Source organism: Nitrosomonas sp. sh817 (genome assembly GCF_030908545.1).
Taxonomy (GTDB): Bacteria; Pseudomonadota; Gammaproteobacteria; order Burkholderiales; family Nitrosomonadaceae; genus Nitrosomonas.
The window spans coordinates 1,534,725-1,559,814 of the sequence record NZ_CP133083.1; the positions used below are offsets into that span (position 1 = coordinate 1,534,725).

Here is a 25,090-nt window from a genome sequence, read left to right on the forward strand (position 1 = left end):
TGCGCGGTACTCGCTCCCTTGCCTATCTTGTTGATATGTCTCGGTTGCTGTGTTCCGTGCGCCTCGTGCTTCATCTCGTTCGCCGAATTAATCAGCGTTTCCTTAATAAGCATTATCTTTTTTGAAGACGACGAGGACGGTTTTGAAGATGATCCAGAGGTCGAGCCAGATGGACCAGTTTTTGAGGTAGTAGAGGTCGTGTTCGATGCGTGCTTTCATTTTTTCGAGGGTTTCGGTTTCGCCGCGCCAGCCGTTGACTTGCGCCCATCCGGTGATACCGGGTTTGGCTTTGTGGCGTAGCATGTAGCCTTTGATGAGTTTGCGATAGAGCTCGTTATGCGCGACGGCATGGGGGCGGGGGCCGACGATGCTCATTTTGCCTTCGAGCACATTGAAGAATTGCGGCAATTCGTCCAATGAAGTACGCCGCAGGAAGCCACCGATTCTGGTGAGCCGCTGGTCGTTTTGTTTGGCTTGCTGGATATTGGCGCCGTCTTCGGTGACGGTCATGGAGCGGAATTTATAGACGATAATCTCTTCGCCGTTTAAACCATAACGCCGTTGCTTGAAGATAACCGGACCGGGAGAAGTTAACTTTACCGCTAACGCAATGCACAGCATGATCGGGGATATCAGCAAGATAATCAGCAGCGCCAGCACAAAATCGCTGGTATTTTTGACCACGCCGTCGATACCGGTGAACGGTGATTCGTTCATGGCGACCACCGGAAGATCGCCGACGTATTCGAAGCGCGCCTGCATCAAATCGAAAATATAAATATCCGGCAGGAAATAGATCGACGTGGTGGTATCCGGCAGTTCATCCATCAGTTTTTGAATGCGCGGTTGCGATGCCATCGGCAGGCTGATAAAAACCATTTCGATATTATGTTTCTGGACGTACGGCACGACATCGGTCAAACCGCCTAACCGCGAACCAAAACTGCCGGAGCGGGTAACCGCTGCAGTCAATTGCAAACCGGCTTGCTCATCGGTATGGGATCCTGCAATACCGGCGATCCGCGAGCTGCTGCGTTCATCAAAGAAACCTTGATAGCTGATCAGCAAGAAGGGCAGATCGGCGATGTGCTTGATGAATTGCAGACTGGTTTCGTTGGCGCCGATGACGACGGCCGAGCGTAATTCGCCTTTGTCATAGAGATTGGTGACGATGCTGCGCACGGTGATATGACTTGCGATCAACATCAACGGCGTGACAATGAACCAAGTCAATAACACCTGATTGGAGAACTGGTTGTGAAATTTGGTGGCATAACCGAGAAATATCAGAATGGCGACAATCAACAGCCAACCCATGATGGTATCGCGTACATATGCCAGCAGCCGTCCCTTGCGCCAATTGCGATAAATCAGAATACGCTCGTAAATGTAGGTGGAAACAAAAAAGGTGATGATGACCAGCACCAGATAGTAGCTGGTGAAGTCTTCGTGATATATCCAGGTGGTCAGTATCAGCATGCTCCAAATGATAAAAGGGTCGAGCAAATGCTTGAAAAAAGCGACGATGGGTAAATCGTTGACTGTCATGGTCTTCCGTAAGTGTATTGCAGGCCGAGGGTGGCGCCATTGGCGTTAAATCCGCCCAAAGCATTGTCTGTCTTCAGATCATTATGATAAGCCGTAGCGGTGAGTTGCAATCCGCGATAAGGCACGTAGATGAGCCGCATGGTTGCATTGCGGATGGTATTGTCGGTACCTACGGGCAATAAGCTATCGGTAAGCAGCACGAAGCTATTGAATTTCCGCGTTTCATAGGAAAAATCCCCCTCCAGCCTTACTTTTCGCGAGATATTCCAGGAAGGTGAAACACTGACGCCGGTATTAAGGCCAAAACTGGCGGTTAGCACTTGCATCGCTGAAGTTTCGCGCCAGCCGTTGATAGTCAGGCCAATTTTTTCGGTCGGCTGCCATTGATAAGCCAAGCGGGCGTTAAACCCGCTGAAATCGCGCTCCGGGAAGCTGGCGTTGGTTCGTTCGACCCACCCGCCGCGCCAGTTAAAATTGGACTTTCCCGTGACCGCCCAGACCGCCCGGCTCATCACCTCTTTTTGATCGTAGCTGTTGTCTCTGGCGGAACCATCCGGCGCTCTTACCAATACCGGAAAATCGCCGATGATATAACGAAAGTCGACACCGAAAGTATTCTGGTGCGCGGTGATGTAATCAATCCCGCCTTCGAATCGATCCTCAATCCGGTTAAGAAAACGGAATATGCCGTTAGAACCGCCCGTATCCAGCTCATAGCGCAAATAATCGCCGGTCAGGCGCCAGCTCGGATGAAAGCGCCACGCGCCATTGAAAAACGCGGTTTGCTCGGTACGGATATTTTTTAACCCCGGTTGAAACAAGAACGGCGCTAACGATTGCACATAACTGGCCCCCATATTGCCTTCCAGCCGGTTGCCGAGAAACCAGTTCCAATTGCCGTTGAAGCTTTTCAGATCATTGTTGATTTGACTGAATCGTTCATAGCGCGTATGGGTAAAATTCGCATTGGCGCTCAAGCGCTGCCGGCTGATTTGCTTTTCCAGCATTACACCGCCGGTGAGGCGGTGGGAAATATCGAAAAGATTCGTTGTGCCAAGCAATGGCAGGGGGTCGGCTTTGTCGCGGATGCGCAACATGTTGTCGTCAGCAGTGAAGGTGTAGTTGCCATAAGGCTTCACGACACGGCCGATCACCGAAGCAAGCGCCATCGGGCTGGAAAACAGCACAATCCATGAAAATAGCAGGCACAAAAAGAGCCGCGCAACGCGAACCGGGTTGCGCTTAAAATACCGTTGCATGTAGTTGGATTTGGCTTCTATGAATGAGTACCTCATTGACTTGATCTCGGATCTTCCCGTCATCGGATATCAGTGATTCCTGGCAGAGCATACCGCTTTTGCACGATATGTTCTTATAAACTATTTGATACCAACACTTTTTGCAAATCTAATTCTTCCCTTTCGTCTTACTTACAACAGTTTGACGGTATTTTGATAATCACGGTTTGTCAGCATAGATTTGCTGGGTGGAATGCTATATTCGAATGTATCTATCAGTGCAGCAGATGTTACGGCATAAGGATTGAAATCTAAATCTGCAATAGGTAGGTATATCGTGCGGTATTTGTCTGATGCAATGGGTTTGCTTTTCGATAGCAATGATTCTTTTGAATATCGAATTGATCAATTGCATAATTGAATCATAGGCTGAATGCGTTTTCAAATAACAATTGGTTTGATGAAAGGAGAAACCGATGAAATTCACTTCGCTCACTCAGCGTTTTGCTGTCTGGTTTACATTAGTTTCTCTATTGCCCATCTTACTGATCGGCAACAGTTTATTACACACATTCGAGGCTGAAATCAAGAAAACTGCTATCGGCAATGTTTCGGCCATTGCCGATAAAAAGGTCGAGCAGATTGACAGTTACTTGCAAGAGCGATTGCTTGATGCCAGCTTACTTCGGGATGCGAGTACCACCTATGAAGCGATGATTAAGTTTTCAAGAATATTCCATGAAAGCGGAGTCGATTCGGATGAATACCTGCAATTAGATGCTAGCTATCGTCAAAACTTCCGCCGCTTTGTTCAAGAAGCCAAATATTACGACTTATTTTTAATTTCATTAAAAGGCGATATTGTTTATTCAGATGCGCATGAATCTGATTTTGCAACGAATTTATTTACAGGCCCTTATCGTAATACCGGTCTCGCAACAGTGGCGCGTCAAGCGCTGGAAAATTTAAACAGCAGCATTTCCGATTTTGAATACTATGAACCGTCACGAGGAGCGATAGCCGCTTTTGTAGGAACGCCGATCATTGTGTCCGGGGAATTAAAGGGCGTGCTGGCATTACAAATCTACAGCGAGCGGGTATTTGCGGTCATTGCAAATAACGTGGGGTTGAGCAGCAGCGGCGAAACGCTTGTTGCCCGTAGGGAAGACAAACATACAGCGCTCATAATGGCTCCGCTGAAATATGATGCAACTGCAGCATTGAAACGCACCGTTCCACTCAATGATTTACCGTCATCAGCAGCCATACAACATGCATTGGACGGTGATTCCGGCGGTGCAATTACTGTGGATTATCGCGGCAAAGAAGTTGTTGCGGCATGGCGCTACTTGCCGAGAATGAAATGGGGAATTGTTGTTCATATCGATGTCGATGAAGCATTTGCTTCCGTTTATTCGGTTCATTTCATGGGGTTGATGCTGTTAGCCATTACATTGTTAGCGGCACTGTTTGGAGCGGTGTTGTTTAACCGCCGGGTTGTAAACCCCCTCAAGCATTTGAATCAAAGTGCTTTGGACATTTCAGCAGGCAATTTTCATCAACGGGTGACTGTTGAAGGCTGGGATGAGATGCGGCAATTGGGCGAAACCTTCAATGTCATGGTGGAACGTTTAAACGCCAGTAATCTGGAGCGTGACAAAGCGGAAGATAATTTGCTGCAACTGAATCAGGAATTGGAACAACGCGTAACCACCCGGACTGCTGATTTGCAGCGCGTCAATACGGCATTGGCGATCAAGGAAGAGGAAATGCGCTCTGTGGTTGAGCATATGGTCGACTGTGTAGTGACCACTGACGAACGAGGCACGATTCTTTCAGCAAACCCGGTGATGGAAAAATTGTTCGGTTACAGTCACGACGAAATGATCGGGCAAAATATTGCGATCATTATGCCTGAGCCTGAACGGAGTCAGCACGAAAGCTACATGGAAAATTATTGCAAAACCGGACATGGCCAGGAGTATGTCGGCCGTCCGTATCTTTCAGGTTCTCATGGTATCGGATTGGGGCGAGAGGTAGTAGGCGTCAATAAAGACGGGGAGCGGCTGGAACTTTATCTGGCGGTTAGTGAATACTTCGTTTCCGGAAAAAGGCATTTTACTGGTGTGATGCGGGACATTCGCGAGCATGTCCGCATCATGCAAGACTTGAGGCAGGCTCAGATTGATGCCGATCAAGCCAATAAAGCCAAGTCGGCATTTTTGGCCGCCATGAGCCATGAAATAAGAACGCCCATGAACGGCGTAATCGGCATGATTGACGTGCTGCGGCAAACCAGTCTCAGCGGTTATCAAATGGAAATGGCCAATTTGATCAGGGATTCCGCTTACGCTTTACTGGCTATCATTGAAGATATTCTGGATTTTTCCAAAATTGAAGCCGGCAAACTGGAAATCGAGAAAATTCCGATGTCGATCGCCAGTATTGTTGAGAATGCTTGCGGCATGCTAGCGCATTTGGCGCTTAATAAGAAAGTCGAATTAACCTTGTTCATTGACCCCGCGATTCCGGAAAATGTGCTGGGTGATCCCCTGAGGTTACGTCAGGTACTGGTTAATATTATCAATAATGCAATAAAATTTTCCAGCAAGCAGGAGAAACAAGGCAAAGTTTCAGTGCGGGTTCTATTGACCGAATCCGATTCAGAGAAAATTGTGGTGACGTTTCAAATATCCGATAACGGGATCGGTATGGATAAAGTGACCCAGGAAAAGTTGTTTAAATCTTTTTCCCAGGGAGATCCATCGACAACACGGCGATTTGGCGGAACCGGTCTCGGTTTGGCGATTTCCCATCATCTTGCCGAATTGATGGATGCCGAGATTTCCGTGCAAAGTGAACCGCAGCATGGTTCCGCTTTTATCATTCAGATGCCTTTTATTCCTTTGCCGGATAAAACGAGCGCCATACCGACCATTGAAGATCTCGCGGGTTTGAATTGCCTGATTCTGGGAGATAACGAAGGATTAAGTAATGATTTAGCAGTTTATTTGCAAAGCGCGGGCGCGGAAGTTGTGCAATTGACTGACTTTTCGCAATTGCATCAGTTAATACAACATTTAACGCCAGGGCTTTGGCTGGTTGTGATCGATGCAGGGCAGCAGGGACCATCGATTGGCGAACTTCGAGCCGCATTCAATGAATGCTCGGAGCGGATTAAAACAGAGGCGCGAGGTACTGCGGATAAATCGGCAGCGTTTATTGAACCCCGGTTCGTGGTAATCAAACGCGGCCGCCGCAGGCAAGCGCGGATTGAAGATATCGATATTATTACGTTGGACGGCGATGTGATGTACCGCCAATCGTTGCTGAGAGCAATGGCCATTGCTGCTGGCAGGATTGATGCGCGCGAGGAAAAAACACCAATCATTGATTCCTTCAAGCATAGGCCAATTGCGATGTCACGTGAAGAAGCGCTGCGGCAAGGCAAATTAATATTGGTTGCGGAAGACAATGAAATCAATCAAAAGGTTATCCGGCAACAACTCAATCTGCTCGGGTATGCGGCTGATATTGCAAACGATGGTGTGGAAGCGCTGAAGCGCTTGCAACAATGTAATTACGGATTGCTGCTGACCGATCTGCATATGCCGGAAATGGACGGAATCGATTTGACGAAAACGATTCGAGCAGCGGAAACCGGTCAAAAACATTTGCCGATTGTTGCATTAACCGCCAATGCATTGAAAGGGGAGAAGGAACATTGTTTGAGTGTTGGCATGGATGATTATTTGAGTAAGCCGGTGCAGCTAGATGAATTGCGTGAATTATTGGAAAAACATTTGCCGCTTTCCAACCCCGAGTCAAAAATGTTGATAAGCGGCGGACTGACTGAATCCACCGATGATGTTAAAGTAACCACGGCTGTGGTGGATTCCGGCGTATTAAGAAAACTGATCGGCGATGATCCGGCGGCGATTAAGGAATTACTTTTGGAGTTTCGTAGCGACGCCGGGAAAATTGCAGTAGAAATGCTTGCCGCCTACCAAGCGGGGCAATTCGCAACAGTCGGATCGTTGGCGCATAAACTCAAATCCTCATCGCGTTCGGTCGGTGCGTTAGCACTGGGTAATGTATGCGCTGAAATTGAACAGGCCGGCAAAAATAATGACGCAAAAGCACTCGCGGAATTGATGCCGCGGTTCAATACCGAAATGGCTGTGGTTAGAACTTATTTGGAGCGGGATGGAGATGGGTTAGTGATGGATAAATCACCCGGTTAATTTTCATCGTTAACCGGCTGTTTTCGGATACTTTCCGGTTGCTGGGGTAATTATTTGCCGTGTTTCCTCCAAATTAATAAAAAGAGGGCATGGACATTCCCATCCAAAGCATCATGAGAACAATCATCGTAATACCAATCCCGATAGTTCCAATAATCATTCCGATCAAAATCGTTACGCCGTCTCGATTAAGAAGCCCCAAAGACATCACCAAAATTCCCCAGCCGGGCGGAAAATTTGTCAAGGGGATAGGAAGCGCGATGGATACGGTAAAAACAAAAGCAAAAATTCCGATGATCCGTTCCCACGTATGGACACTGATGTAGGTCATCCGAGGCTGCATTCTGTGCTCAATTTTTTTCAACCAAGGGCTTGCTTTGGTAACGATTTTTTCCAGACTCTCTCTCTTAATAACTTTTTTCTCCATCCAAGCCGGAAGCCATGGAGCCCGCATACCTAAAATCATTTGTACCGAGAAAATGAATAATGGAATTGAAAAAAGGGTCGTGTAGCCTGGCGGGACCGGGATCGGTATGCAAAGCGGTAACGCTCCGATCGCCATCAGAATGCCAAAACCTCGTTCATGCAGCGCATTCTTGATCTCTCCGACGGTCATGGCTTCTTTTTTATTTTCAACGACAACAATGGCCAGAAAATCGGAAGTAGGGCGCTCTTTAGTTGTCATCGTCAATTCCTCTGTTTGTTTCTGCACAAGTGGTTAAGAATGGATTATTCATAGCGGAGCGCATCCACCGGTTTTAACGAAGATGCTTTCCTCGCCGGATAGAATCCAAAAAAAATCCCGACCGCGGAAGAAAATAAGAAAGCCAAGCCGATCATCCCGAGAGTGATCACAATCAACATATCCGCGAACCGGCTGACAACCCATGCCCCAGCGATTCCTAGCAACAATCCGATGCTACCTCCCAGGACGCAAATCATGATCGCTTCCAGTAAAAACTGTGCCAGGATAGCGCGTTGATTGGCGCCCAAAGCCATTCGGATGCCGATTTCCCGGGTACGTTCAGTGACCGATACCAGCATGATGTTCATGATGCCGATACCGCCGACCATTAAAGAGACCGAAGCAATGGCTCCCAGCACAATGGACATAATTTTTGCGGCGTCCGTCGCAACATCGGCAATCGCCGTCAAGTTGCGTACGGTAAAATCGTTTTCCTTACCCGCTTGAATCCGGTGACGCTGGCGCAGTAACTGGGTGATTTCTATTTCCGCGATATCCATATCCTCGGCGGATTTTCCTTGCACCAGCATATAACGGATAGAACCTGGAAACTGATTGCCAGTGATTTGTCTTTCGCTGGTGGTAATCGGGATAAAGACGTTATCATCTTGATCGCGCCCGGTCAGGCTTTGCCCTTTGGCCATCAGCACACCGACAACTTGAAAGGGCCGGTTGGTGATCCGGATCGTTTTGCCGACCGGATCTTCATCGCCGAATAGATTCTTCGAGGTGATCGAACCCAACACCGCAACACGTGCGGCAGAGCGTAAATCGGATTCGGTAAATGCGGTACCGGATTCCATTTTCCAGTTTCCGACCACGAAATAATCCGGCGTGGTTCCAGTGATGATGGTGCTCCAGTTTTTGGAAGCATAATTGAGCTGAACTGTTCCGGTTGTAACCGGCGAGGTTGCCGCAATCGATGCCAAATCCGCGATGGCATAAGCATCATTGATGGTCAGTGTTCTTACGCTGCCGCTACCGAAACTGAAGCCGCCGGATGACGTGGCCCCCGGCACCACGAGGAATAAGTTGCTGCCCATTGCCGCAATGGTTTCATTGATTTTCGCGCGCGCCCCTTGTCCGATAGACAACATCAGCACCACCGCAGCAACACCGATAATCATGCCCAGCATCGTGAGCCCGGTTCGCAAACGATTTTGCCGCAAGGCGCGGAATGCTTCGCCAAGTATTGTGATTAAGTTCATTGAATCCGTTCCATTTGTAACAATGACATGTTATGACCAAACCCAATGGAATCAAACAGAACCAGACTTAGCGATCGCTGATGATGGTGTTTTTGTCGTCATAAATGACACACCCGTCTTTTAGACGGATTAAACGTCTGGCATATGATGCGATGTCATCTTCATGCGTTACCAATACGATGGTTATACCTTGATCGCGATTGAGCTGCTCAAACAATTGCATAATCTCCTTGCTGGTTTGCGTATCCAGATTGCCGGTTGGTTCATCGGCGAGAATGAGCGGGGGGTGATTGACTAAAGCGCGGCTGATCGCGACGCGTTGTTGTTGCCCGCCTGATAATTGATTCGGTTGATGCATGGCAAATTTTTCCAGACCGGTGCTACGTAACAGCGTAAGTGCTTGCTGGCGGCTTTTAGACCGGCTGATTCCGGCATACAGCAATGGAACGGCAACATTATCCAAAGCTGTCATGCGTTTTAGAAGATTAAATCCCTGAAATACGAAACCAATACTTTGATTGCGGATGCGTGCCAGCTCATTTTCAGACAATGTCGAGATATTTTTGCCGGACAACCAGTAAGATCCGCTGGTTGGAATATCCAGACAGCCCAGGATATTCATTAATGTGGATTTTCCAGACCCCGAATGTCCCATAATGGCAACAAACTCGCCTTGATTCACGGTGATGTTGATGTCAAACAGAACCTGACTAATAATGGTTTTGCCGTCGGCGCCTTGTAAGCTATAGCTTTTGCACAAATTCTCAATTCGTATGATGGCTGTGTCAGCGTTATTGTTTTGAGCCAACATCGTTAGAAAAACCTTAACCGGAACTTACTCTCGGATTCCTTCTTGTCAACCGCTTCGCTGATAATGATGGGATCACCGGGATTAATTTCACCACTGATGATTTCCGTATGATTTCCATCGGAAATCCCGGTCACAACATTTACCAGTGAAGGCTTGTTTTCCTTAAGGATATAAAGTGTGGAGGACGCGGTTTTGAGCGAGGCTTTGCCGGAATCACTCAACTGGCTGACTTTCGGTTGAAATCGCAATGCAGCATTGGGTACGCGGAGCACGTCATTTTTTTGCGCCACGACAAAGTAAATGTTGGCGGTCATGCCGGGTAATAACTTTTCATCTTCATTATCAACGATCGCTACCACATTATAGGTCACAACATTTTCCTGGATGGTCGGATTCAACCGGACCTGCTTAACAGTACCGGTAAATTGGAGATTCTGGAAAGCATCGACAGAAAAATTGATCGACTGTCCGATATGCAATAAGCCGATATCCGCTTCTGCAACGCTGATGTTGATTTGCATCTGCCGCAAATCTTTGGCGATTTTGAACAAAGTCGGTGTCTGAAAATTGGCCGCGACGGTTTGCCCGATATCGACATCACGTGCAATGACAACCCCGGAAATTGGAGAGCGGATGATGCTGTAGTCAAGATTGGTTTGGTCGCGATCCACTTGCGCCTTCGTGACTGCCGTTTGCGCTCGTGCCGCTGCGGTTTCTTGCTCAACGATTTCCAGCGCTTCCGGTGAGATGAATCCTTGTTGCTGTAACAAACGATGGCGTTTCAATTTGTTTTCCGCAATTTTTAAGGCTGTTTGCGCGTTCAGGTGGTTAGCCCGGGATTGTTGTAATTGCGCGCGTAACAGCGCCGGATCGAGTTCGGCTAACACCTGACCGGTTTCGATACGGTCATTATAGTCGGCATATAATCTGGCCACGGTTCCTGATATCTGGGTGCCGACATTGACTAAAATGAGCGGCGTTAACGTGCCATTGGCGGAGATCGTTTGAATAATATCACCGCGTTCGGCACTTCTGGTTTTATAAGGGTTAGTATCGGATTCTTTCTGATCAGTACCGTACCAATAAGCAATAATGGCAATCATCAGTACGAATATCAGAGCTGTCTGTTTGCCATTCTGAGTAAGCATCTGGAAATATCTTTTTATGGTGAGTTGGCGCTTGTACCGGTTACATTCACGTAAGCCAGGAAAAATTGTAGGCGAAGCGTATTTTAAACTTTATTGAGTGAGAGCAGTACCGAAATATGCCCGCCGATACCCGGTATGACGCTCTAGTATGGGATTGGTTTTCAGATGATGCTATCAGGCTCGAGAAAACCTGAACGCCCGGTTTTATTGAAGGCTTGGGAAAAGCAATCACCAGCAAGAAACTGGTGATTGCTTGGCGGGACTAAGGTTGCAGTTTTTTCATCATCGGCTGCAGGCGTTTAACCGTAGCCGGTGAAATCAAGTCTTTTCTTTCAATTGATTTAATCGCTGATGCCGGTGCGCAGTTAGTTACTTCCACCAACCGGACAATCAAGGGATTAAAAGTGACATCGACACCGGTATAGCTGCCTGCATCGTCGCCGTTCCGGTCACCGCGAAATACAAACTCTTTCACCGGGCCGTTGGGGCCGCCGCCTTGGCGGTCCTCGTTATGATCGGTATCAATATAGTGCGCAGTGCTTTCTGTGCCGCTAATGATGCGATCGATGCGCTTGCCAGGCGGGGCAGTGTAATACTGGATAACGCGTTCGCCTTCAGCAGTCGTCCAATCTTTGCGTGTTTCCTGTGCTTTCATCCATAACCGGAAATTGATATGCGTACCTTCATTAATCCATTTTGCATTGGCCCATACTTCCGGCCCATGACCGCTATATTCCCGATCGCCCCGGGTATGCGGCGGCGTGTAGGTTAGCTTAGCTTGAGGCAGCACGGTGTGATCCTCTTCTTTACACACCGGTGTGGCTGGCTGGATAACGGCAATGCTGGAAATCTGGCGGTTTTGCCATTCCAGAGTAAGCCGGTCGCTGGTTTTTGACAAAGGAACACCGTTACCGCCCAGGTTGAGGGTCATATGATAGTGCGTTAAACGATCGAGTTCGGATGATACGTCTCGCGTGCGCGCGCCTTCGTGCAACGTGACTTTGATCGGCGTGGTATCGAAATCGTAACCAAAAAATTCCAATTTTGTCCGTCGGCTCGGATCCAGCGCCATGTCGACAGCGGCGGGCGATACTTGACACAGAGCTGGCTCAACAGCGGGCACGGGCTGATGCATCAAGCGCGCGCGAATTCTAGCCAAAGCCTGGCGCACACGAGCCCCGACAAAATCCATATTGCAACGCAATTCACCACCGGTTGCGGCGACACTGCGATTCAATAAATCCGAAACTTCATTGCGAACGGTAGACTGTGCGTCACCGGTTAACTTCGAAGTGGTATCCTGTAAAACCGATTGCCAAGAGGCGGAATTCCGGTCTAATGCATCGATGGCGTCATCAAGAGTGGCTAATGTATCTCCGGTAACATCGCTGACGGTATCCGTGATTTTTTCAATCTTGTCACCGATGCTGCAACCTGTGATTAAGATCGATAAAAAGAACAAAGATAGAGGAAAAGCCGTAAGGATTTTCCGGCTGGTTCGAAAAAAACGGATGCGTGGGATTGAGGTTGCTGACATGCTGTTATTCTCCTTTTGGTTGTAGGGTAAACTCGCATTGCTACGGTGCGCAGCCAGTTTTAGCTAGCCGTCATAGCTATATAAAGCTATCTCAATTTAAAGTCAAATATGAATATTGAAGTTTAATTTGTTATTGCAAAAAAACTTTCCGCGAGTTGGAGTATTCCGCGATGCAAGCGGTCGCGTATTTATTTTTCTTTTTCTTCTTCATCAATCAGAATCTGGATTTGCTTTAATCGCGCCTCCAGGCTTGAGAGTTGATAAAAATCACCATTGTCGTTTTGCAGTGCGGTTTTCAATTGATCAGCCGCTGCTTTGTAATGGCCTTTCAGAAAATACACTTCGGCCTGCGCGCGATGCTCCAGCATTTTATCGCCCAGCAAAGAGTAGCACTGGGCTTGCAACTCATATAGCTTTGGATCATTCTGGATCAAGTTTAATTGCCGGGTCAGAAATTCCAGCGCAGTGTTAACTTGTTTTTTCTGAATTAGGGCTTGCGCATAACCATGAGTCAAAGCGCGATGTTGCGGGTATATTTTTAAAGCGCTTTGATAAATCTTGAACGCCGCGTCCATTTCTTTATTGGCAAGTTTTACGCTGGCTGCGAGTGTTTCGATCATGGCGCCGGCAATGACATTCTTGGATTCAATCCGGATGGTCGCGCCTAATTGGTGGCCGCGCAGTTCCGGCGTTGTTGAGTCTTGCTGCAAGAGCTGATACAAGTGTGTTAGTTCAGCGTTGGCTTGCTTAAATTTTTTATTACGCATCAATGCTTGGATATAGCCGTAACGTTCTGCAATTTCATTGCTATAGCGTCGCTCTTCCAAGCGCATCTTGAATTGCGCAACCGCATCATGCGGTTTTCCCTGCAGGGCTCGTAACTTGGATCGGACCAACAGGAAATCGATGCTATCGGAAACCTGGCGATAAGGCATGTCGCGGATCCGGTTCTGAATATCCGCAATCCGTTCGTATGTGATCGGGTGGGTTCGCAGGTACGACGGCGCGCCGGTTTCGTGAAAGCGCCCGGATTTTTGCAGACGTTCAAAGAATGTCGTCATTCCTTGCGCATCAAATCCAGCATCGAGCAAAATATTCAAGCCAATGCGATCGGCTTCTTTTTCGTGATTGCGGGTGAAGTCCAGTTTGGATTGAATCATGCTGGCCTGGGAAGCTACCAAGACCGCCTGGCTCGCTTGAGGATTGGAGCGCGCTGCGATAATCGCAACCGCTAATGCCGCAATGGATTTAATCCAGTCGTATTTTTGCGCGGCGATCATGCGCGCGAGGTGTTTTTGTGTGACATGCGCAATTTCGTGAGACATTACGGCTGCCAACTCGGATTCGCTTTGAGCCGCGATAATCAGACCACTGTTAAAGCCCATGAACCCGCCGGGTAGTGCAAACGCGTTAATCGCCGGATCCTGAATGGCGAAGAACTCGAATAGCTGATCGACACTGGCTTCATTGGAATTGCTGATCAGTTTATGACCGAGATTGCTGAGATAGCTGGCAATTTCCGAATCATCCATGTAGCTTGGATCTGCGCGGATCTGACGCATGATTTTCAAACCAAGCTGCCGCTCTTGATATGGTGTGATGGTCACTTGCGATACGTCGCCCAAGTCTGGAAGTTCATGGGCAATAACTTTGCCTGGCAACAACAGCGACAGTGCAATGATCAGGCAAAGAATTCTCATTTAATTTAACTCAGCATCAGCAGATCAAGCGCTCATTCACAGTCAAGATTTGTGTGAGGGCTCATAGCTTATCGCCGCCGCGCTTGATTAATCCGCCCGGTTAGAAAACCAGCGGTTCACTCTTATTTATTTCTAAGAGTTTTTTTATTGGTATCGATTTGCCGGTTTAAACTAGAAAGGTAATTGCGCATCAGGCTTTGCTTGCAGGATATTGCGGCGAAAATCCTCTTGAATGCGCTGCAGCGCAGCCGGATTATCCGCTTCAAATCGCAACACCATCACCGGCGTAGTATTGGAAGCGCGCGCTAAGCCGAAACCATCCCGGTACTCCACGCGCAAACCATCGGTCGTGATGATTTGTTGCGGATTGTCAAAAACGGCATTTTTCTGTAACTGCGCGATCAGCGCATGATTTTCTCCTTCGGCGGTACGGACTTGCAGTTCGGGCGTATTGAGACTATCAGGCAAATTATTCAGCGCCGCATTGATATCGGTTTCACGGCTTAGCAGTTCGAGCAGCCGCGCTCCGGCATACAAACCATCGTCAAAGCCATACCATCGTTCTTTGAAGAACAAATGGCCGCTCATTTCCCCGGCTAATAGCGCCTTTTCTTCGATCAGTTTGGATTTGATGAAAGAATGACCGGTTTTCCACATCACCGGTGTGCCGCCATGCTGCGTGATCCATGGCGCTAAGTTCCGGGTGCATTTCACATCAAAAATAATTTTTGCGCCAGGATTGCGCGATAGCACATCGGCGGCAAACAGCATCAACTGGCGGTCTGCATTAATAATATGCCCTGTTTTCGTGACGATGCCAAGCCGGTCGCCGTCGCCGTCGAAAGCCAAGCCGATTTCTGCATCCGTGGTTTTTAATGCTTGGATGACGTCGTTCAAATTATCCGGCACGGACGGGTCCGGATGGTGATTGGGAAAAGAACCGTCGACATCGCAAAACAATTCAGTTACTTCACAACCGAGACTTCGATACAGCGCCGGCGCAAAAGCACCCGCAACACCATTACCGCAATCAACCACGATTTTTAAAGGGCGAGCCAATCGCACGTCGCCGGTGATACGTTTTAGGTAAGCATCAACGATGTTGTGTCCGGAATAAACCCCCGAACCATGCGTCAGATCATTCGTTTCGATACGGATTCGCAATCCCTGAATGGTTTCAGCGGCCAGGGTCTGGCCGCCCAAGACAATCTTAAAGCCGTTGTATTCAGGGGGGTTATGGCTGCCGGTCACCATCACGCCGGAATATTGGCATAATTCATGGGCGGCAAAATACAGCATCGGAGTGGCAACCATGCCGACATCGATGACATTGATTCCGCTTTTTTGGATACCCCGCGCCAACGCTTGCGATAATTCCGGACCGGATAAGCGTCCATCACGGCCAATCGCGATGGTTGTCAGATTTCTGGCGCGCGCTTCGGAACCGATGGCATGACCGATCTTTTCGACATTCTCGACAGTAACCGTCTTACCAACGATGCCGCGGATATCATAGGCTTTGAAAATTTCATGGGGAATGACTGGCATCATGTTAGCAATCCGGTTGAATGATTAATTAATAAAACTTCAATTGTGGTTGATCTAAAACCTTCTGTAAGGCGCAATCTTGCAAAAAGTGTTGATCGTCTTAGTGATGCGCAGCGGTGGCTCCGCCCTTGAGGATATATTGTGTACCGCAATATGGACACAATGCTTCACCGGTTGCCTCAATCGGTAAAAAAACCCGCGGATGCGAATTCCATAGCATCATTGCCGGAGTGGGACAGTGCAGCGGCAAGTCTTCTGCCGTTACTTCAACGACCGGTGTTTTATGTTTTGTTTGTTGATTCATCTTCGTTACTCCCGTATTTAATGATTAGACCAAAGTGAGCCAGTTTTCATGATCCTTGGCTTTGCCCTTGACGCAATTGAAAAATAAAGTCTGTATTTTCGCGGTAACCGGTCCGCGCTTACCCGCGCCAATAATGCGATTGTCCAGCTCACGAATCGGTGTCACTTCGGCGGCTGTGCCCGTAAAAAATGCTTCTTCGGCGCAATAGATTTCGTCGCGGGTGATGCGCTTCTCGATGACCGTTATTCCCAATTCAGTCGCAAGTTCCATAATCGATGCCCGGGTAATGCCTTCCAAACAGGAGGTTAGATCAGGCGTATACAGTTTGCCTTGTTTCACGATGAAGATATTTTCACCGGATCCTTCGGCCACGTAGCCTTCGGCATCCAATAACAGCGCTTCGTCATAACCGTTAAGCGCGACCTCTTGATTCGCTAAAATTGAATTGGCATACGTTGTCACCGATTTGGCACGGCACATATTAATGTTGACATGATGGCGAGTGAACGAGGAAGTTTTAACACGGATGCCGTTCTCCAGCGCTTCGGCTCCCAGGTATGTTCCCCAAGGCCAGGCTGCGATCGCTACGTGAACCGATAATGTTCTCGCCGAAAGTCCCATTGCTTCGGCGCCATAGAATGCGATTGGGCGGATATACCCGGACGTCAACTTGTTTTGCTTGACCACATCGCACTGCGCTTGCATCAGCGTGGCTTTGTCGTAGGGCATTTTCATCATGAATATATGCGCTGAATTGAACAAACGATCGGTATGTTCTTGCAAACGGAAAATCGCCGGACCTTGCGCGGTTTCATAGGCTCGCAATCCTTCAAATACTCCCAACCCATAGTGTAGGGTATGTGTTAAGACATGCGTATTGGCATCCCGCCAGGGAACCATTTTCCCGTCATACCAGATTACTCCGTCACGGTCAGCCATCGACATTCAATTACTCCCGGTAAGTTTCTAAAGGTTCATATTCTAACTTATTTTTCATGCGGCGTTGAATTACCCCGGCTGTTGTGTGTTGAGCAAATAAACTGTTGACGGCGGACAATTACTTTGAAACATCGGGACAAATGATTTGAAACGCAAAAAAATGATGCAGACGTGAATGCGTTAGTGATCCCGATACATATATTCAATCAAATCACGTATTATTTCTAACAAGCTGCCAGTTGGCAAACCATCGAAAGGATCACCATGGGCTAGTGAATTTCTAAAGCTCACAAGAGTATCACTTCGTTTTGTACCGTTTTGTTCTTTGTCATCCGAAAAGAGATTAGCAATTACCACACCTTTCGATTTGTTATAAATTGGAAGCACTTCATCGCGAAGACCGTCATATTCAACCATAAATCGTAGGCCGGGTAATAAGAATGCATTAGCTCTATTTCCTTTCATATAGTTAGGAGCATTTTCTTTAAGCTCTACCTTCTTCTCTTTAAACTCGCACCAATACCGATCTCTAAGTGCTAATTCCAGCGCCGCGAAAGCCGCTAATTCACCGGCTTTGATTACGTCATAGCGAACCAAGCCATTAAGTATAAAGCTTGTGCTCTTTCATATTTAGCGCTTATTGCTTGCGGGATTTTTTTATTCAGCGGAAATCCAGAAATGAATTGATTCCAGTCAGAGTAATGATGAAACGCATGAGGTTTAGAAGGATTGCCGGGGCTTGCCCAACATATACAGAGTGGATATTCTCGGGTTTCTGCTATATTCAACAAATCAATACCATGCATCATTATTCATCCAATAACATAACGATGCATTACATAGTACCAAATAACGCGAAAATTTAACGCCAGGCTTGTACGGCTTCAGGCCGCTGCTCATAGGCCTTCTTGATCGGCTTCTGGGGAGTGAAACCCCAACGTGACAGATAGTTGCCTACGCCGCGCACCGACAGCTTGATGCTGTACTCCCGCTCTATCAGTTGCATGACCGCCGCCCGATTCCACAGCGCAAATTCCATCTTCAGTTGCTCCGGACGCTTGTCACAAATGATCTTGCGGATGGCTTGTTCCTGCTCCTCTGTCAGTGACCGCCCTTGACCAGTACGCTTGCCTCGCATCCCTGGCTTCAGGGCGGAAAATCCGCCTTCTTCATACCGATCTATCGCAAACCGAACTGTCGGATACGAAAGCCCACTGAGCTCAACAATTTGCATCATGCCGTAGCCCTTGCGATGCAACCGCACCACTTGCTTGCGCCGTTCATGCAGTTGCTCCAGCGTCGAATATCTTGCGTCGTCTTTTTCCATTTCAACAAGATGGGGGGCGATTCATAAATTTCAAGTATTATTGTGCCGAGTCAATAATATTCGAGAGCGCGTTGGTATGGATAATCTAACGAATAATCAGCATTTATTGTCCATCATAAGGTTAAAACCACCGGCTTCAGCCGGTCAGCTTTAGCTGCGAGAATATGCCACACAGGAGGTGTGGCATGGATTATAGATATGGAAGTCATACGGTTTATCAGATTGAATATCATTTTGTATGGGTAACGAAGTATAGATATAAGATTCTGAAGGGAGAAGTAGCAGAACGAGTACGAGAGTTGGTTCGTCAGACGTGTGAAGCATTTGAAATCGGAATTGTACAGGGTGTAGTAAGTAAGGATCATGTGCATATTCTGGTGAGTTGTCCGCCGGAGATGGCTCCGAGTGAGATCATGAGGCGGCTAAAAGGACGAACATCGAGCTATCTGTTTGAAGAATTTCCTCACTTGAAGAAGCGGTACTGGGGAAGGCATTTTTGGGCGCGAGGGTATTTCTGCGTGACAGTAGGTCAGATGACAGAAGAGATGATCAAACAATACTTGGAGCATCATTTTGAGCCAAATCCAAACGACAATTTTAAAATGGAGCCGGAATAAGACGCGTCGTTTAGTCGACGCGTATCCGGACTTTCAGTCCGTAACTCAAACCCACCGGCGAGGGTTCGTTTGCAGCTTGATCCAGGTATTGAACCTGAGATTCTTATGGGTAGGAAAAAAGTTATGGCTGATGTGACGGTAATATTTGGCTATGACAGTGGCCGCAATAGGATTCCAAAACTTGTCTTTTTAAGAGAAATTAATGATTAAAGAATGCCTTATAAAATCCTTTCGTTAAATTGATTTCACCAAAATCTTGTAAGCTCATTAAGAATTTCTGAAATAGATAAATGTTTCAGATTGTTTGTCCCAATGTTTCAAAGTCATTGTCCGCCGTCAAAATAGGTTATGAATTTTTTGCAATGCTTTAAGCAGTATATTATTAATTTTACATAATACAAATTATACGCAATTGCTTTATACTTTTTGCGGAATAGTTTTGTGATTAAAGGCGGAACAGTTTTGCTCTTTTTGGGAGTTAAAAATGTTTTGTTATTTTGTAAATGTGCATTCTTTGCACTACATGAATCTGCTTCGATTTCTCGGATTCAATAGTTTCTGGATAAATGTTTTTCTTTGGCTTCCGGTCAAGCTGGCTCTGCTTGAATTGAAATTCAAATATGGGTCTTTAGAAAATTATCTTGAACACTGCGACGAGCAAAGGAACCGGCGAAATGAAAAAAACGCATGAGACCCAATCCGGCCGCCCTGTTCTTGCTCGTAGCTTTGCTGCTAGTCATGGCTTAAGTGTTGGCCAATTCATTCACTACTGTAGAACCGGGAAGATTACCGGCGCTCGCTTTGACCGGCATCTATGGCAATGGGTCGTTTATCCACCCTGTAAATTGTTGATTAGGTGAAAAAATGCAGGAATCGACGCAAACCTTACAGACCTGTCAGTCATGAAAAACTACGTGAAACCCGCATTTTGTCAGGGCTTAGTAAGAAGGAAGCGGCTGAAATGCTTCGAGTGACTTACCGCACACTGCACAATTGGGAATCTGGCCGGATTCAAGTGCCCTATGCGGCTTTTAAGCTTCTGCACATTCTAACAGGTTACGAGCTTCCTAGCGACGCTTGGCGGGGCTGGAGGTTCTCGGGTGATGCCTTATGGTCACCCGAGGGGAAAAAATTCACTGCACCCGATTTAAATTACCTTTCACTTACTTTTGCAATGGCTAATCAATGGCGGCTCGAACGGGAGGAAAAACGCAAATCCGGATTACCTCCAGAAAGATCGAATTTGCTGCCCTTTGTCCGGCCAAAAAATGGGAGGAAAAAAAATTCATCAATCGGCTAGTAACACTAGTCCGTTCATTCCCATTTTGGGAATTTTTAATACTACCCTGTTTTATGCTTCATCAATGACTTAGGTCATTTTCATGGTAAAAATACTATTCCGCAACAAGTCAATGGGTTTGCGGGGTGTTTTTAAGGGCTAAAAAGGAGGGATTTTTGACACAATTTTTTAGTATTTCCGATGTCGCGGATTTTCTTGAAGTCTCTGAGCGCCGGGTAAGAACTTTACTTGCTCAAGGGCGTATAGCTGGCTTTAAGGACGATTCGAATATCTGGCGCATTACCTGCCCTTTGAACATCAAACCGGGCAAGCGTGGGCCTGATCTTCGGGGCTATGCCGTCAGGAAGCTTCAACCGCGACAACTGAAGGTTGTACGCGATTGAACAGCCGGGGCGTGATGACGAGGAACGAGGAAGAACGCCACCGGCTGGAACCTTGCTTTAACCCCGTTGTGTACGCTCAACGAAGGTTCAGAAATGAAGTAAAACAAAGACTAGCAGCCGATCTTGAAAGAAGGTTCCGAGGCTTGACCTAAGGTCAAACGTAGGAATTCTCAAGTCGGCGTAAGCGGGTATGTTCCCTGCGCGGCCGCTTCGCGGAGCCGCTGACGGTCTCAACCCCGCCCCTTTGCTAAACCGAACGCATAGCCGGGAGGCTACCGTAAGGCAGCATCGAGGGCGGGATCGTTGGGACAACGTTGGGACAACTAGAGAACAAAAAAGCAGTTTTGCAGGGAATAAAAATCTTTTTTGTACGTTTTGGGGGGTGAAATTGTTTCCGCGCTTGTCAGCGTCCGGTTTTGAGTAGGGAAAAATTGATTAATTTATGCAGAATTTTCCGCTTTTTTTAGATTGACTTCGTACAAATTATACGCAATTGGTCGGCGAAGAATTATCAGGCTTTTCGAAGTTATTTATCATTTTTGCTCGATAAGTTTTCAAGCGTTTTTCTGCGTGTATATTCCACCTGGTAGACAAAGACCGACATAACAAACGCAATTCTTCTGGATCGACGCCTGCTTCAAGCAGGCGTTTTTTTTCCGCTGCAACATATCGGTAGTATCGACGCTTTGTAGATTTATTTCGTCGGTGAAATCGAATGAACCAATAAAGGTTCATGAGTTTTGAGAAATCAGACATAGTAATCCCGAATATCAAAGTTTCGGGATTATAGCGGCACTCAAAACAAAATATAAACCGGTATATCATAAAGGTTACTAGTTGTGAAAATCGGAATTCATAACGAATAGGAAATTTATGAGGCGCGGATTCAACTTCGAAGTGCAACACCTAGCGGTGGCTTGGTATAGCGCACCGTCTTTCCGAAGAACACCTCAAACGGGGTTCTGAATCCAAGCACCTTGCGCGGTCGATGGTTGAGTCTATCCACCGCCCATTGTACTTGTTCCTGGGTCACCTTAATCAATTCCATTCCCTTGGGGAAATACTGCCGCAGCAGCCCATTGCTGTTCTCGTTCAAGCCGCGCTCCCATGAATGATAAGGATGAGCGAAGTAGATATCCACATTGAGTTTCGCAGCAATGGTTTCATGCTCCGCAAATTCTTTCCCGTTGTCGAATGTCATGGTGTGGCACTTGCGTTTATGGGGGCGCAGCAATCGCGTTACCGCCGCCGTTACGCCCGATGCATGTTTGCCGGGCACTTGGGCTGCCAGAATGTAGCGCGACTTCCTCTCGGCCAGCGTAACCAATGTGCCTTGATGGTTCTTGCCGATTACGGTGTCGCCCTCCCAGTCGCCTATGCGGTTCTTCTGATCCACGATCCCCGGACGCTCATCAATGCCGATCCGGTTCTTGATCGTGCCCCGGCGCTCTTGACCGCTCGCATAACGCTTCCTGCGGGGCTTCTGGCAACGCAAATGCCGCCACAGGTCGCCACCTCGACGCTTGTCTGCATATATGTGCAAGTAGATCGTCTCGTGACTGATCTGCAACACACTTTCCAAAGCAAGTCGACGGGCCGCTTGCTCCGGACTCATGTCCAGCCGAACCAATCGCTCAACTTCCGTCCAGTCCGACATTGATAAACGCTGGGCGTTGGCGCATTGTTTTCGGCGCTCGTTCCGTAATTCCTGCGCCTGCTTGGGATACCAGTCACGCCGACCCTTGTTCCGCCTGAATTCCCGCGAAATCGTCGACTTGCTCACGCCCACTGCATCCGCTATTCGCGATTGGTTCAAACCCGCCTTCTTCAAGCCGGAAATCTGGTATCGTTGCTCGCTGGTGAGCTGCTTGTAGTGCTTCATCTGTGCTCCTTCTACTTGGTCGTTTAAGAAGCTCCGATACTACCGCAGCTTGCTTCCTAAACTTCCTTACAAAAGTTGCACTTCAATTTTGAATCCACCAGGTTTTACGGCGCAACGCAAAAAATTATTGCGTATTGCGTTAAGTGAGAAGCTATTTTTATGTGATATATTTAATCGCGGTTGTACAAAAGCCACTGCTTTATTACACAAGCAATGGCTTTTGATTGGGACAACCTATTTTAAACCGGTGCAGCTACGGCCAATAGCTGCGCAACAAATAGGAGCTAATATGATGCCATATCTATTTATTTTTTTCATATTTATCGCAAAGGCTTTTATGAAAGCCCTTGGAATAAAAAGAAAAAAACTAGGCAATTGTTGATAGTCGCATTTCTCGTAGCTCTGCTCACCAGTCTAAAAGTCATAATTTTAATGCTGTAAAGTGCTTGATCCCCTTCAATAGTAACGGCACACTAGCGCTGGATAAGCGCCACTTGTTGATTTTTCAATTTTAAATTCTGTTTTGCAGTATGAGGAAGTCAGGGACGATGTCCCTTCTGTGGTTAGGTTCGGGACGGCATGCCCCTTTCGGGGCATACCCTTCGCGCCGCTGACCGGTGCGACCCTCGTACCTTCAGCGGTTTAAAGTTGCAGGGTATATACAGCGCATCGGAGAAAATAATGAAACTGCTCAGTTGGAACATTCAATGGGGGCGCAACATGGATGGAGATGTCGATCTTCAGCACATCGCTCAAACCATTCATCAATTAGATGATTTCGACATCATCTGCCTGCAGGAAGTCGCAGTTAATTTCCCCGGTTTACCAGGAAATCGTGGTGACGATCAAATAGCCGTTCTATCGGCGTCACTTCCTGATTATTGCATGATTTACGGGATTGGAACCGACGTCCCGGATGGGCATGGTGGCCGCAGCCAATTCGGTAACGTCATTTTCAGCCGCTTCCCGGTCGGTCAAGTATGGCGGCATCTCTTGCCTTGGCAAGCGGAACTATCCACACCCAGCATGCAGCGCGTACTGGTAGAAGCCGTGGTGGCGACAAACATCGGCCCGATTCGCATCATGACCACACATTTGGAATATTATTCGCAGCGGCAACGTGAAATGCAGATCGATGCCATCCGGTATTTACACCAAGAGGCATGCAGCATGTCGCATCGCAAATCGTTACCAGAAGAACGAGGTGGTACATTCGAAGTATTTCCCAGACCCAAAGAAGCGATTTTATGCGGCGATCTGAATTTTCCAGCAACAGCACCCGAACATGCGCAGATCCTGGCGCCATTCGATGATGACACACCGGCATTTCATGATACTTGGTCTCTATTAAATCCATGGGTGCCACATGCACCCACTGTCGGAATTCATCCGGTTGATTTTGTCGATCAACCGGAATGCTTCGACTTTGTGCTAATAACCGATGGATTAGTGAAACATTTAAAACAACATGGCAGTGATGCGGAAACAACCGCTTCCGATCATCAACCGGTTTGGGTGGAATTAAATTGAAGGTATTGATTTACTACGCGCGCGACTCATTTTTCATTGCGCGGTACTCACGCCTTTGTTTCTCGATTGAATTGGTCTAGTTAACCGGCGTTTGGTACTTGGTTACTGTCGAATCTCTTCAAAAAATCCGGTTACCGAAATTCTCAAAGTAGTGTTGACCGATTTCATCGCGGGTAAATTGATGATTTTGCCCGCCGCGTTGAGCAATTTTCAACGAACCCATTAACGACCCCAATTGCCCGGCCGTTTGCCAGTCGAAGCCATTGACAATACCGTACAACAAACCGGCCCGATAAGCATCGCCGCAACCGGTCGGATCGACGATTGCCTTTGGTTTGACGCAAGGAATTTCATATTGCTTGCCACCGGCATAAATAATCGACCCTTCCGCACCCAAAGTAATAATCAATGCTTTGGCATGATTCGCGAAGTCTTCTAAATTACGCCCGGTCCGGTCTTGCAACATCTGGCCTTCATAGTCATTCACCGCAATATAATCAGCTTTACCGATAAAATCGAGAAGCTCTTCGCCGTTATACATCGGCAATCCTTGCCCCGGATCGAAAATAAAAGGAATTCCAGCTTCATAAAACTCCCGCGCATGTTGCATCATACCGTCGCGGCCATCCGGTGCAATAATACCTAAGCGAATATCCCGTGTCTCTTTCACCGAATTCAGATGAGAGAAATTCATCGCACCTGGATGAAACGCCGTGATCTGATTATCCGCTAGATCGGTGGTAATAAAAGCTTGCGCGGTAAAGGTATCAGGAACGTGCTGCACATGTTCCTGGATCAAGTTTAATTGCTCAAAGCGCGCTTTGTACGGGGCAAAATCATCGCCAACCGTAGCCATCATGACCGGTTCACCACCTAGCATTTTTAAATTGTAGGCAATGTTTCCAGCGCATCCGCCAAACTCACGCCGCATTTCCGGAACCAAAAATGCGACGTTTAAGACATGAATTTTTTCCGGCAGAATATGATTTTTGAAATGATCCGGAAAGACCATAATGTTGTCGTATGCAATGGAACCACAAATTAAAGTGCGCATGGATTTAGATCAAAATTAAGATTGAAT

Annotated in this window: 22 protein-coding genes and 1 pseudogene; 7 read left to right on the forward strand and 16 right to left on the reverse strand. The window is 47.4% G+C overall.

The features are described from left to right. Window positions 1-102: 102 nt before the first annotated feature. Together RBH92_RS07205 and epsL are read right to left on the reverse strand one after the other, a co-directional pair. Window positions 103-1,548, reverse strand: a complete 1,446-nt coding sequence (locus RBH92_RS07205) for an undecaprenyl-phosphate glucose phosphotransferase (RefSeq protein ID WP_307933849.1) — start codon at window positions 1,546-1,548, stop codon at window positions 103-105. Next, window positions 1,545-2,843, reverse strand: coding sequence for an XrtB/PEP-CTERM-associated polysaccharide biosynthesis outer membrane protein EpsL (gene epsL / locus RBH92_RS07210; protein WP_307933850.1), 1,299 nt, complete (start codon window positions 2,841-2,843; stop codon window positions 1,545-1,547). Before epsL ends, RBH92_RS07205 begins: the two co-directional genes overlap by 4 nt. Before the next feature lie 419 nt (window positions 2,844-3,262). Between epsL and RBH92_RS07215 the strand changes: the two genes are divergently transcribed. Continuing rightward, entirely contained in the window at window positions 3,263-7,030 is a 3,768-nt protein-coding gene (locus RBH92_RS07215; RefSeq protein ID WP_307931460.1) for a response regulator, read from the forward strand. A gap of 73 nt (window positions 7,031-7,103) precedes the next feature. Here the strand turns inward: RBH92_RS07215 and RBH92_RS07220 are convergent, their stop codons facing one another. The 12 genes and pseudogenes from RBH92_RS07220 to RBH92_RS07275 form a co-directional block, all read right to left on the reverse strand. Beyond that, a complete protein-coding gene (locus tag RBH92_RS07220) occupies window positions 7,104-7,715 on the reverse strand; it encodes an exopolysaccharide biosynthesis protein (RefSeq protein WP_292924446.1) in 612 nt (203 codons plus the stop codon). Window positions 7,716-7,759: 44 nt separating this feature from the next. Continuing rightward, window positions 7,760-8,983 carry an ABC transporter permease gene (locus tag RBH92_RS07225; protein WP_307931461.1) on the reverse strand — a complete coding sequence of 408 codons (1,224 nt, stop codon included), beginning with the start codon at window positions 8,981-8,983 and terminating at the stop codon, window positions 7,760-7,762. Between the two features lie 67 nt (window positions 8,984-9,050). Then, window positions 9,051-9,794: an ABC transporter ATP-binding protein gene (locus RBH92_RS07230; protein ID WP_307931462.1), complete on the reverse strand. Its 744-nt coding sequence runs from the start codon at window positions 9,792-9,794 to the stop codon at window positions 9,051-9,053. Window positions 9,795-9,796: 2 nt separating this feature from the next. Continuing rightward, window positions 9,797-10,942: an efflux RND transporter periplasmic adaptor subunit gene (locus RBH92_RS07235; RefSeq protein WP_307931463.1), complete on the reverse strand. Its 1,146-nt coding sequence runs from the start codon at window positions 10,940-10,942 to the stop codon at window positions 9,797-9,799. Window positions 10,943-11,204: 262 nt separating this feature from the next. After that, window positions 11,205-12,479 carry a hypothetical protein gene (locus RBH92_RS07240; RefSeq protein ID WP_307931464.1) on the reverse strand — a complete coding sequence of 425 codons (1,275 nt, stop codon included), beginning with the start codon at window positions 12,477-12,479 and terminating at the stop codon, window positions 11,205-11,207. A gap of 188 nt (window positions 12,480-12,667) precedes the next feature. Further along, the gene (locus RBH92_RS07245) at window positions 12,668-14,179 is read right to left on the reverse strand and encodes a M48 family metalloprotease (RefSeq protein ID WP_307931465.1); all 1,512 of its coding nucleotides are present in this window, start codon (window positions 14,177-14,179) and stop codon (window positions 12,668-12,670) included. 171 nt (window positions 14,180-14,350) lie between these two features. After that, entirely contained in the window at window positions 14,351-15,727 is a 1,377-nt protein-coding gene (locus RBH92_RS07250; RefSeq protein ID WP_307933938.1) for a phosphomannomutase/phosphoglucomutase, read from the reverse strand. Window positions 15,728-15,827: 100 nt separating this feature from the next. Further along, window positions 15,828-16,031, reverse strand: a complete 204-nt coding sequence (locus tag RBH92_RS07255; RefSeq protein WP_292924434.1) for a zinc-finger domain-containing protein — start codon at window positions 16,029-16,031, stop codon at window positions 15,828-15,830. 24 nt (window positions 16,032-16,055) lie between these two features. After that, complete coding sequence (locus tag RBH92_RS07260) at window positions 16,056-16,976, reverse strand: branched-chain amino acid transaminase (protein WP_307931466.1); 921 nt, start codon at window positions 16,974-16,976, stop codon at window positions 16,056-16,058. Window positions 16,977-17,150: 174 nt separating this feature from the next. Beyond that, a complete protein-coding gene (locus RBH92_RS07265; RefSeq protein WP_307931467.1) occupies window positions 17,151-17,567 on the reverse strand; it encodes a hypothetical protein in 417 nt (138 codons plus the stop codon). Next, window positions 17,549-17,779 (reverse strand): hypothetical protein, encoded by a 231-nt coding sequence (locus RBH92_RS07270; RefSeq protein ID WP_307931468.1) that lies wholly within the window; start codon window positions 17,777-17,779, stop codon window positions 17,549-17,551. Before RBH92_RS07270 ends, RBH92_RS07265 begins: the two co-directional genes overlap by 19 nt. Before the next feature lie 59 nt (window positions 17,780-17,838). Next, window positions 17,839-18,297 (reverse strand): annotated as a pseudogene (locus RBH92_RS07275) (winged helix-turn-helix domain-containing protein); the annotation flags it as partial. A 185-nt stretch (window positions 18,298-18,482) separates the two neighbouring features. Here RBH92_RS07275 and tnpA point away from each other — a divergent pair. The 4 genes from tnpA to RBH92_RS07290 all read left to right on the forward strand — a co-directional run bounded on the left by tnpA (window position 18,483) and on the right by RBH92_RS07290 (window position 20,597). Next, a complete protein-coding gene (gene tnpA, locus RBH92_RS07280; protein ID WP_307931469.1) occupies window positions 18,483-18,914 on the forward strand; it encodes an IS200/IS605 family transposase in 432 nt (143 codons plus the stop codon). A 69-nt stretch (window positions 18,915-18,983) separates the two neighbouring features. Next, window positions 18,984-19,124, forward strand: coding sequence for a hypothetical protein (locus RBH92_RS07285; protein ID WP_307931470.1), 141 nt, complete (start codon window positions 18,984-18,986; stop codon window positions 19,122-19,124). A gap of 751 nt (window positions 19,125-19,875) precedes the next feature. Then, on the forward strand, window positions 19,876-20,214 hold the full coding sequence (locus RBH92_RS14970; RefSeq protein WP_374049967.1) for a VC1465 family Xer recombination activation factor: 339 nt from the start codon (window positions 19,876-19,878) through the stop codon (window positions 20,212-20,214). A gap of 155 nt (window positions 20,215-20,369) precedes the next feature. Next, a complete protein-coding gene (locus tag RBH92_RS07290) occupies window positions 20,370-20,597 on the forward strand; it encodes a MerR family transcriptional regulator (RefSeq protein ID WP_307931471.1) in 228 nt (75 codons plus the stop codon). An 886-nt stretch (window positions 20,598-21,483) separates the two neighbouring features. Here the strand turns inward: RBH92_RS07290 and RBH92_RS07295 are convergent. Beyond that, the gene (locus RBH92_RS07295) at window positions 21,484-22,479 is read right to left on the reverse strand and encodes an IS30 family transposase (RefSeq protein WP_307931472.1); all 996 of its coding nucleotides are present in this window, start codon (window positions 22,477-22,479) and stop codon (window positions 21,484-21,486) included. Between the two features lie 49 nt (window positions 22,480-22,528). Here RBH92_RS07295 and RBH92_RS07300 point away from each other — a divergent pair, with 49 nt between their 5' ends. Continuing rightward, window positions 22,529-22,861: a hypothetical protein gene (locus RBH92_RS07300; RefSeq protein WP_307931473.1), complete on the forward strand. Its 333-nt coding sequence runs from the start codon at window positions 22,529-22,531 to the stop codon at window positions 22,859-22,861. Between the two features lie 299 nt (window positions 22,862-23,160). Further along, window positions 23,161-24,009: an endonuclease/exonuclease/phosphatase family protein gene (locus RBH92_RS07305; RefSeq protein WP_307931474.1), complete on the forward strand. Its 849-nt coding sequence runs from the start codon at window positions 23,161-23,163 to the stop codon at window positions 24,007-24,009. A 118-nt stretch (window positions 24,010-24,127) separates the two neighbouring features. Here the strand turns inward: RBH92_RS07305 and RBH92_RS07310 are convergent, their stop codons facing one another. Then, window positions 24,128-25,063 (reverse strand): carbohydrate kinase family protein, encoded by a 936-nt coding sequence (locus RBH92_RS07310; RefSeq protein ID WP_307931475.1) that lies wholly within the window; start codon window positions 25,061-25,063, stop codon window positions 24,128-24,130. Between the last annotated feature and the right edge of the window lie 27 nt (window positions 25,064-25,090).